The sequence below is a fragment of the Segatella copri genome, from assembly GCF_009494395.1.
In the GTDB taxonomy this organism is placed as follows: domain Bacteria; phylum Bacteroidota; class Bacteroidia; order Bacteroidales; family Bacteroidaceae; genus Prevotella.
The window spans coordinates 1-10,842 of sequence record NZ_VZCB01000034.1; the positions used below are offsets into that span (position 1 = coordinate 1).

Consider the following 10,842-nt stretch of genomic DNA (forward strand, 5'->3'; position numbering starts at 1 on the left):
TTTTGAGTATTAATAACTTATTTAATAATCGTCTCGTTTTAACGGGACACTAGTGTCATCAACTATGATATCCATTGGAATCCAGTGCGCATCATCCAGCGCTTCGGCCGTGTGGACCGTATCGGCAGCAGAAACGATGTCATCCAGCTGGTTAACTATTGGCCGGATATGGAACTGGACCAGTATATCGAACTGAAAGGTCGTGTAGAGAGCCGTATGAAGGCTACCGTCCTCACCAGTACGGGCGATGACAACCTGTTGTCGCAGAACGAGAAGGGTGACCTGGAATACCGCAAGAACCAGCTCAAGAAGCTTCAGGAAGAGGTGATAGACATAGAGGATATGGATACCGGCATCAACATCATGGATTTGGGCTTGAATGAATTCCGCCTCGACCTGCTGGCATACGTCAAGGAAAATCCGAATGTAGAGCACTCGCCGTTTGGCATGAATGCGGTGGTGGCCAGTTCGGAGAACGCCAAGCCGGGCGTTATCTTCATCCTGAAGAATAGAAACAGGAATATCAATATCGACAGGAAGAACTTGCTGCATCCGTTCTATATGGTGTATCTGGGCGAAGATGGCTCCGTTGTCTGCGACCATCTGCAACCTAAGAAACTGCTCGATGTGATGCGCCACGTGTGCCGAGGCAAGAGTCAGCCGGATAAGGAGTTATGTGCCATCATCAACCGGGAAACGGCTGACGGCCGACAGATGAGCCATTATAGTGATATGTTGGCGAAAGCGGTTGACAGCATCATTTCTGTCAAGGAAGAGTCGGATATCGACAGCCTGTTCTCCATGGGCGAGACGAGTGCCTTGCTGGGAGATGCCAAGGGGCTGGATGACTTTGAGTTAATAACATTCTTAATTATCAGATAGTATGATAGATTTACATTATCCTCCAACCACGTTTGTTGGCAAGCCCGTTCCTAAGAACGCTTTCTACAGGCATCTGGAAGTGAATGCGAAGATGAAGCAGCACTTCGTAGATGATGTGGTGGCCATCAAGTGGCTCTATAAGCTGGCTCCTTCCACCCTCAATGTGGCAGATGGCAAGGAGGTTCACGAGATTGTGGTCTTTTCTGCGCAGCTGAAGTCGCAGGATTGTCCGGATGATGTCTTCCTCTTCATCGATAGGAACATGCCTCGCCACGTGGTGTTTGTTCTGGAATATGAGGGGCAGTATAAGCTGCTGCTTAACTATAAGGAATGGCTGGATGCTGCAGCAGGAACCTTCAAGATAGTGAAGTCTTTCGCTTCGGAATGGCTCCGTGAGGCAGATTTGTCTTTGCCTATCCAGGGGCTTACGATGGATGCCATCTATGAAAATATGGCAGGCGTGATTTCCGGCTATGGCACGAGCCGTAGCGAGGAAACCAAGCGCATGGTGGAACTGGAGTCCTTGATACAGAAGGGCAGGAAAGAGATTGCAGCCTTGCAGAAGCGGGTTCGGACTGAAAGGCAGTTTAACCGGCAGCTGGAGCTGAACAACGAGGCTCGGGCGTTGAAGAAGAAGGTTGCGGAATGGGAAAAAGAAATGAAAGATTTTTCCTGATTCAGCAAAAGTGTACGAGTTCGTACACTATATGGAAATGATGAAGAATAATTTATAAAAAATAGATAATATGGATAGACCCAATAGAATGGAATTGCAGTCGGCAGATGGAGCGCAGCTGAATCTGGATGCGCTTTATCAGATTGCGCCTTCGTGCTTTACGGAGGTAGCCGACCCTGATACGGGGGGGTAAAACGTGTAATTAATTTTGACGTGCTTCGCCAGCTTCTTGGTGACAATGCAGTGGAAGATGCTCCTGAGGCATACGAGTTCAACTGGGTTGGCAAGCAGGCAGCTCGTGCCGAAGTTTTGGAGCCTATTAAGAAGACGCTGCGTCCCGTAAAGGAGGATAGTGTGGATTGGGATAACACCCAAAACCTTTATATTGAGGGTGATAACCTCAAAGTGCTTAAACTTCTCCAGAAGTCTTATCTGGGTAAGGTGAAGATGATTTATATTGATCCGCCTTACAATACGGGTAATGACTTTGTTTATCATGATGATTTTGCGATGTCTGCTGATGAGTATGCTGAGGCTTCGGGAGCAGTAGATGAATTAGGTAATAAATATATCAAGAACATGGATTCGAATGGACGTTTTCATTCGGATTGGTGCTCTATGATGTATTCGAGATTGATGGTGGCGAGAACGTTGCTGAAGGAGGATGGTGTGATTTTTATCTCGATTGATGATAATGAGGTTGAGAATCTGAGAAAGATTTGCGATGAAGTTTTAGGAGAAAGTAATTTTATAGCACCTTTTATTTGGTCGCTTCCGAGAGGTATTAATGCAGGATTAATAGCAAGGTCTCATGAATATATTTTGTGTTATACCAAAAACTATAACGTAAAGAAATATTTCAACCGATTAACAGAAGATGTAGAATATTCTATTGAGCGTTGTAATAAAAAAATTGATTCTAGACACCCTGAAAGTGTTATTGAATTCCCTGCAGGAATAAGATACGAAGGTAAAGATCAAATTTTAGAAGGTGAAATACCTGGAGCGGAAAAAATAACAATATTAGGGAAACTATGTTTTAAAGATGGGAAATTAGCCTCACCTGTTAAATTATCAGCAGGTTGGACAATGAAAAATATGTTTCTCTCATGGCTGAAAGGTGAAAAAGTAACAGACCTTAAAGGTCAAACTATAAAAGAATTCTTTTTTAAGGAAAATGGAAGACTATATTCTAAAAAAGAGATGTCAACTCTTTCTATTAAATCTGTATTAAAGGATATTCCAGATACTCAAATTGCGCGCAAAGAAATGGAATCATTATTTGGAAGTCAAGATATTTTTTCTTACCCCAAGCCTGTAGAATTGAGTAAACTATTAAGCAAATTAGCGTCAGATAAGGACTCCATCATCCTCGACTTCTTCTCTGGCTCCGCCACCACCGCTCACGCTGTGATGCAGCTCAACGCCGAAGATGGAGGCAACCGCAAATTCATTATGGTTCAGATTTCTGAAGAAACTCCGGAAGATAGCGAGGCAAGAAAGGCTGGCTATAATACCATCCCAGAAATCGCCAGGGAGCGTATCCGCCGTGCCGGCAAGAAAATCAAGGAGGAATCTCCTCTTACCACTGCCGACCTCGATACCGGTTTCCGTGTCTTCCGTCTCGACGAAGGCAATTACGAGGATGTAAAGCGTTCTCCGAAGGAATTCAAGCAAGACCAGCTCGATCTGTTCCTGAACAACATCAAGGCCGACCGAAACGACCTCGACCTGCTCTTTGGATGCATGCTCGACTGGGGCGTTCAGCTCTCTCTGCCTATGACCCAGGAGGTGGTGGATGGCAAGACCATCTATACCGTGAACGACGGCGACCTGGTGGCCTGCTTCGCCGAGAACGTATCAGAAGACGTAGTAAAAGCCATGGCAGAAAAGATGCCTTTGCGTGTCATTTTCCGTGACAGTTGCTTTGCCCAGGATGCCGACAAGATTAATATCTACGAGACCTTCAAGCAGAAGCTGGATTGGAGCGACCAGGAAGTAGTTAAGAATATTAGAGTGATTTAAGCCTATGAAACTCAGATATAAACATCAACGCTTCCAAACCGAAGCGGCGCTGGCTGTGGCTAATGCCTTTACAGGTCAGCCCAAAAGCGACGGACAGAGCGACCATATCGTGGACCAGGGAGTTCATCAAGACCTCTTTGTAGTAAAAGGCTTTGGTAACAAGAACGTCATCCTCGCACCGGAAGCCGTCTGCGAGAATGTAAGAGCCATACAGACAGAGCAGGGTCTGAAACCTGTAGAACAGCTGCAGCAGCTGCAAGGCGTAGGTACCGCCCTCACCATCGAAATGGAGACGGGTACGGGTAAAACCTATACCTACATCAAGACCATGTATGAACTGAATGCCCGCTATGGCTGGACCAAGTTTGTGGTGGTGGTGCCAAGCATCGCCATCCGAGAAGGCGTATTGAAGAGCTTTGAGAGCATGCAGGAGCATTTTGCCCAGGAATACGGAAAGCGCATGCAATACTTTATGTATAACTCCAAGCAGCTCAGTAAGATAGATGCCTTTGCCAGCGATGCAGGCATGCACGTGATGATTATCAATACCCAGGCATTCAACGCATCTATGGATGAGGAGAAGAGTAAAGGCGCACGTCCTGATAAGGCAGCCCGCATCATCTTCGAACGATGTGATGAGTTCGGTTCCCGCCGTCCTATCGACGTGCTGGCACAGACCCATCCTATCATGATTATCGATGAACCTCAGTCAGTATTGGGTGTGGACAAGAAGAACAAGACCCGTAAGGGTATTGCCATGTTCAAGCCGCTCTTTACCCTTCTGTATAGCGCCACCCACCGTAAGGGTGATATATATAATATGGTGTATAAGCTGGATGCCATCGATGCCTACAACCAAAAACTGGTGAAGAAGATTGAGGTGAAGGGTATCAGACAGATAGGCAGTACCGCCACCAACGGCTACGTCTATCTGGAGGAAATCGTCATCGGCAAGGGCAATCCGCAGGCTCGCATCAGCTTCGACATCAAGACACAGACCGGAACGAAGCAGGTAAGCCGACTCGTGGATGAACGCTTCTACCTGAAGGAACAGAGTGGGGGACTTGCCGAGTATGACAACAACTTCATCGTAGAACGCATAGACGGAAGACAGGGAATCGTCCGCTTCCTCAACGGCTTGACTCTGCATGAAGGCGATGCCGTGGGCAGTGTGAACGAAGACTATATCCGTCGTATTCAGATTCGTGAAACCATTCGCACCCATCTGGAGCGTGAGCGCCAGCTGTTCAGTCAGCATATCAAGGTGCTCAGTCTGTTCTTCATCGACCATGTGGATAGCTACCGCCTCTATGAAGGCGAGGATAGCAAGGGTAAATTTGCCAAGATGTTTGAGGAAGAATATAACCGAGTGCTTTCAGAAATGCTGCCATCGTTTACGGATGAAGCCTATCTGCGCTATCTTTCAGACCCTCGCAATGCGGCATCCAAGGTGCATCAGGGCTACTTCTCCATGGATAAGAAGGGCAAGGCGGTGGAATCGAAGGAAAGGCAGGGAGAGAACGAAGAGCGTGCCTTCGACCTGATTATGAAGGATAAGGAGCGTCTACTTTCGCTAAACGAGCCGGTGCGCTTCATCTTCTCGCACTCCGCCTTGAAGGAAGGTTGGGACAATCCTAACGTGTTCCAGATCTGCACCTTGAAGAACTCGGACAACGAAACCAAGAAGCGCCAGGAAGTGGGTCGAGGAATGCGCCTTTGCGTGAACCAGAAGGGAGAACGCCAGGATGCGGATGTTTTGGGCGACCATGTGTTTGATACCAATATCCTCACCGTGATAGCCAGCGAGAGCTATGATGATTTCGCCAAGAAACTGCAGACGGAAATGGCAGAAGCCTGTGCCGACCGACCAATCACCATCACAGCCAACCTTTTCGAGGGCAGGTCATATACGATGGCAGATGGAACCAATGGCAAGTTTGATACCCATCAGGCTGTAGCTATCTATAATGCCCTTATCCGCAAAGATTATGTGGATGATAACGGTGCTTTGATTGCTCAGTATTTTGATGATAAGCGCAATGACAGGCTCGACTTCGGTAAGGCTAATGATTGGAGGGAGGGCATTATTGCAGCCCTTGATACCGTCTTTGATCCTGCGGCTGTAAGACCGGAGAATGGTAGAAAGCCTAAGCTCGCCAAGTTGCAGAAGGACAATTTTGCCAAGAAGGAGTTCCAGAATCTCTGGAAGCGCATCAATCGCCGCACCTACTATCAGGTAAGCTTTGAAACTTCTGGTCTTGTGAAGAAAGCCATCGAGGAACTTGATGAAAAGTTGAGGGTTACGGAAATCCGCATCGTGGTAGAAGGCGGTTCGATGGATGAAATCAGAGATAAGGAGTCGCTTGAAGCGGGCGTGGCAATGACTCAGGGCGATGTCCGAACCATCCATGTAACGGAAGCTGTGGGCAAGGAAGTGACATACGACCTGATAGGTCAGCTGGTAACTGCTACGGGGTTGACACGAAAGACCGTCGTGGAAATTCTGAAGGGTATCAAGCCGGAAACATTCAGCATGTTCAAGATGAATCCTGAGGAATTTATCATCAAGACCGGTCTGATTATCAACGACTGCAAGGCCTCTGCTGTTATCCAGTGCATCACATATAAGAAACTGAATGATGAGTTCTCTACCGACATCTTTACGGTGGATGCTCTGCGAGGCAAGTTGGGCATCAATGCCATAGAGTCAAAGAAGTCGCTCTACGACCTCGTAGTGCTCGACAGCATGGGTGTAGAAAGGAACTTTGCCGAGTCTCTGGAGCGTCAGGATGACGTGGTGGTTTATACCAAACTGCCTCGTGGCTTCTACATCAACACGCCTATGGGCAAATACAATCCCGACTGGGCTGTGGCATTCCGTGAAGGCAGCGTGAAGCATGTTTATTTTGTGGCAGAAACCAAGGGTAATGATATCCAGGGTTCACACATACGTGGCATCGAGGGATGCAAGATAGCGTGTGCCCGCAAGCATTTTGCTGCCATCAGCGAGAATGGATACATTTATGATGTTGTCAAGGACTATCAGGCATTGTATGATGCAGTGATGAAATAGCCGTGGAAATGGTAACGGAATTGCCGGAACAATCGTGAAAGTAAGGAGAGGAAGTGTAGCACTAAAAATGCGCACTTCCCTATGAAAAAATAGGAAAAAGATAAATTTAACAACAACAACAAACTTAAAAATCAACAAAATGAAAGTAATTACATGAATTCTCGAGGTGTTGCTGATATCGCCAGCGACGTCTAATAGCTGCCTCACCTCGTGAAAATCATGAGGGCTACCTTCTCTAACTAGCTAAAGGTAGTTTTTTAGTCACTTCTTCATAAAAGAGATTTAATAAGGGAGTATTATGACTAAAACAATTTTATTTCTTTTGGTTGCGCTTTCCAATATAGGCGTAATCAGCCTGAGTGTATGTATCGTAGTTTATCTCAACGGCAAGCGCATGTTGAAGATGACTACAAGTGTTCAACAACTAGTTAATCTGCTGAATGATGACAATAAACTTAAATGTTAATTTCGAAAATGCACCAGATTGGCATTTTGGTAACAACATCTTCGGTGGGTCTTCTGATAAAGCATCATCTGGTTCTTCATCAGATAGCAATCTCAATGAAGCTGACTTTGAGGATGTGAATGAAGTTAAGGATAAAGGAGAAGATAAATCTGGTTTTTCTCAGAAAGTTATGCCGCTTCTGCCTTTTATCCCTCAGTTGCCTGAAGAATTAAAGAGTGAGAAGGCGGCAAGAATCCTGATGAGATTATATAAGGAGGAGATTTTAGATGAGAATTTCCAACCACTCAATCTTTCCAATTATCAGAAAGCATATCTTGCTTTTCAGATATCCGTCACATTGGCGATAAATAATGTATGGAAGGTGTTTTCGAGATTTTGGAATATGAAGCCTTCTGTGATGAGAACCCGTTATAATGATGCGCTTTCTATGCCTTCTATATTGGATTTTGGTGAAAAAATCAAAGAATATTTACGATAATGCGGCTTTTTGGTAAGTAGTACTAGTACGACCGTACGGGTACGCCCCATTTTTTATCCAAAATATCGCCGTACATTTGCCCCAGATTTCAGAACGATACCGGTTCTGAGGTCTGGGGCTTTTGCGTTTTCTATCGCCAGGTTGCTGGGATAGGTTTCCTGCCATGTTGTAAGTGGCGTAGCGTATCAGCCCATCGGTCTTTGACAAGGTTGATACAATTATTTTTTTTACATTGAACATTGAACTTTATGATATGTTCTAAGGGGCTGACTTGCGAAAAGTTCAATTATTTACATTTAAATTTATTAATTATGACAAATTTAATGAATCAGAAGGTGGGGGGCAGCAAGGCTGCTAGCCCTGCCAAGTGTTGTGCACAGTCTTCTAAAAATAAGAAGGTGGCTGCACAGGTGGCTGTTTTTGAGAATCCGGAGTTCGGAATGGTTCGTACCGCTACTGATGAGAGGGGCGAGCCTTGGTTCTGTGCTAAGGATTTGTGTGATGCGCTGGGATATAAAAAATCGTCAGACTCTGTAAAACAGCATGTTAGATGTGATGACACCATGAAACGTGGCGTATGGGTAGAGGTGGGCATGAAGAAGGATGGAACTCCTGCCAAACGTTTAACGCAGATGATCTTCGTTAACGAGAGCGGATTCTATGCCCTGGTGCTCGGTTCGAAACTGGCTACGGCTGTGAAGTTCAAGGACTGGGTTACTTCGGTGGTGCTGCCTCAGATTCGTAAGACGGGCGGTTATATCCCAGTGAGTGAGGGGGAGAGCGAGGAGGAGATGATTCGGAATGCCGAACAGATTCTACGTGCTACCCTGAAGGAAAAGGAGGGGCTGCTGGAGAAACAGAAGAAGCTGCTCGAAGAGCAGACCGTGAAGCTGCATCAACAGGAAGTGCAGATGGGGCTCGACAAGAAGCTCATCGGCGAGCAGGATGTGGAGATCAGACGTCTCAACGGAGTGCTGGATGAGCAGACGAGATGGGCTTCCATACAGGGCGAGAACGTCATCAACCTGGAGAAGCAGGTGGACGGACTTCTGCCTAAGGCGATTTACAGCGACAATGTGCTGGATTCCGTTTCGTGCTTCACTACCACCCAGGTGGCGAAGGAGCTGGGTATCACGGCGCAGGAACTGAACCGCTCGCTCTGTGCGCTGCATGTGCAGTATTACCAGAGTGGGCAGTATCTGCTCTATGCGGAGTATGCGCACATGGGACTGGCGAAGAGCAGAACCCGATACAATGCCTTTCTGGATCCGAACTGCGATGGCAGAAAGGAGAAAATGGGCAAGGCGGCGACGCATACCTATCTGGTATGGACCGAAAAGGGCAGGAAGTTTATTCACGACCTGGCGCATCGTTACTGGGAGCTCGCGGAGATGTACGAGGTGAAGAGCCTGGGGTAAAGAAGGAGGGGGCCTGCTTCTGGCGGGGGACTTGAGGAAGGGGACCAGGCGTTGGAAACGCCTGGAACGGTGGCTCAGAGGGGGCTTCCTTGCTCCTTCTGCGGCTCCCTTCTTCGCTCCTTCTTCGCTCCTTCTGGAGGGGCTTTCTTCTGGAGGAGGGGGCCTTTGGCGTTAATTTCTTTTTAATATTATTATGGACATGAAAAATGAAACGATGCAACATTGGATTGCATTCAATGGGTTCCGAGGGGGGAATAAGGGCAACGCAAGCTGCCAGCCGCTCTCGGCTTATGACAAGACCATCTCGCTGCCATGGCTGCACGAGATGGTGCTGCAGATTCGTGGCGAGAAGTCCATTCGCAGCGTGGACAGGACTGATGATGCCCAGCTCGCCAAAGCACGACAGAGAATTAAGGGGCAGTTGCCCTTCCGTTGTGCTCACTACTACCGTTTTCTGAAAAACCGTAGATCGCAGAGCAATGCTGACCCTACGGCTTTCCTTTTTCAGACTACCGTGGATGTGGATGATAAGGAGTTTGTGGAGCAGGCGCTGGAGAAGGCGCGCGAGCTGAACTGCAGCGACGGCATCTGGAAAGGGATGCTGCTGCATCTGGAATATTCAGCCAGAAAGAAGCTGCATATCGACATCCGTATGCCGATAGGGATGACCATCGAGGAGACGCAGAAGGCGTATTGTGAGGCGCTGGGCGTGCCTTATGATGAGAGTTGCATCTCGCCCGAAAGAATGATCTATATCACGGATAAAGCCTCTGAAATCTACCGTTCCAAGGACTGGTATGGGGTGCTGCCCGCAGAGGAGCTGAAAGCCCGCAGAGAGGCTTTCTTGAAGCGTGGGCTTACGATTGACGGCAGGGGCAAAGGGAATTTCCCACAGATTTCACAGATGACACAGATTCATTCTGGGGAGGTTCTGAATGCAGGAAAATCTGTGAAATCTGTGTTATCTGTGGGACCTGAAGATAATGCATCTGCGGGGAAAGGGAATTTCCCACAGATTTCACAGATGACACAGATTCATTCTGAGGAGGTTCTGAATGCCGGAAAATCTGTGAAATCTGTGTTATCTGTGGGACCTGAAGATAATACGTCTGCGGGCAAAGGGAATTTCCCACAGATTTCACAGATGACACAGATTCATTCTGATTCTGCCAGTGAGAAGAATCTGATAGCCTTCGACCTGTTTCAGGAATCTGCGGGACTGAAGGGAATGAATATCGATACCGTGGGGTCCAGACATTCCTCTCTGCTCGCCATTATGAGCGCCGGAGCGTCACGTATGATGAGTGAGGAGGAACTGATGAAGGTGGTGGCGAAGAGAATGCCGAGCTATTATCAGGAGAATGACTGCCATCAGCTGATTCATGACTTCTATGCGAAATATGGTGACAGTTCGAAGCCGTTCTCTAGGGATGTGATTCGGGTGAATGCCTTGGCGGAGCAGGCGGCTAAGAGCTTGCTTGCCGGGGATTACAAATCCCCGGAACGCCTGGCGGGGGGCTTTCTTCCTGGACAATATGGTTATAGCTCGCTTGCCGGGGATTACAAATCCCCGGAACGCCTGGCGGGGGACTTTCTTGCTGGACAATATGGTTATAGCTTGCTTGCCGGGGATTGCAAATCCCCGGAACGCCTGGCGGGTAATCATACAGTTCAAAGTTCAATGTTCCAAGTTCAAAGTGAAGAGGAGTATCCTGCTCCTCCACCGATGCCGAAGAAGCTGCCGAAGCTGGTAGAACTGCTGATTTCCAGTAAGCGGCTCCGCGTTTATACCTTGCATAATTCAAAAAAAGCAGTAACAGCTGA

Annotated in this window: 4 protein-coding genes and 3 pseudogenes; all 7 read left to right on the top strand. The window is 47.4% G+C overall.

The window, feature by feature from the left end; translation table 11 throughout:
• Positions 1-54 precede the first annotated feature (54 nt).
• Positions 55-882 (top strand): annotated as a pseudogene (locus F7D73_RS03590) (ATP-dependent helicase); the annotation flags it as partial.
• A gap of 1 nt (position 883) precedes the next feature.
• Positions 884-1,558 (top strand): DUF4391 domain-containing protein, encoded by a 675-nt coding sequence (locus F7D73_RS03595; RefSeq protein ID WP_153122325.1) that lies wholly within the window; start codon positions 884-886, stop codon positions 1,556-1,558.
• Positions 1,559-1,628: 70 nt separating this feature from the next.
• Positions 1,629-3,583 (top strand): annotated as a pseudogene (locus F7D73_RS03600) (site-specific DNA-methyltransferase).
• Between the two features lie 4 nt (positions 3,584-3,587).
• The gene (locus F7D73_RS03605; RefSeq protein WP_153122326.1) at positions 3,588-6,656 is read left to right on the top strand and encodes a type III restriction-modification system endonuclease; all 3,069 of its coding nucleotides are present in this window, start codon (positions 3,588-3,590) and stop codon (positions 6,654-6,656) included.
• A gap of 440 nt (positions 6,657-7,096) precedes the next feature.
• The gene (locus tag F7D73_RS03610; protein ID WP_153122327.1) at positions 7,097-7,600 is read left to right on the top strand and encodes a hypothetical protein; all 504 of its coding nucleotides are present in this window, start codon (positions 7,097-7,099) and stop codon (positions 7,598-7,600) included.
• Between the two features lie 311 nt (positions 7,601-7,911).
• Positions 7,912-9,018 (top strand): phage antirepressor, encoded by a 1,107-nt coding sequence (locus tag F7D73_RS03615; protein WP_228117619.1) that lies wholly within the window; start codon positions 7,912-7,914, stop codon positions 9,016-9,018.
• A gap of 199 nt (positions 9,019-9,217) precedes the next feature.
• Positions 9,218-10,842, top strand: a pseudogene (locus tag F7D73_RS16165) (hypothetical protein); the annotation flags it as partial.

Coding starts and splice junctions, on each gene's coding strand:
- F7D73_RS03605 (WP_153122326.1), top strand. CDS start 3,588: ATGAAACTCAGATATAAACATCAACGCTTCCAAACCGAAGCGGCGCTG.
- F7D73_RS03595 (WP_153122325.1), top strand. CDS start 884: ATGATAGATTTACATTATCCTCCAACCACGTTTGTTGGCAAGCCCGTT.
- F7D73_RS03610 (WP_153122327.1), top strand. CDS start 7,097: ATGATGACAATAAACTTAAATGTTAATTTCGAAAATGCACCAGATTGG.
- F7D73_RS03615 (WP_228117619.1), top strand. CDS start 7,912: ATGACAAATTTAATGAATCAGAAGGTGGGGGGCAGCAAGGCTGCTAGC.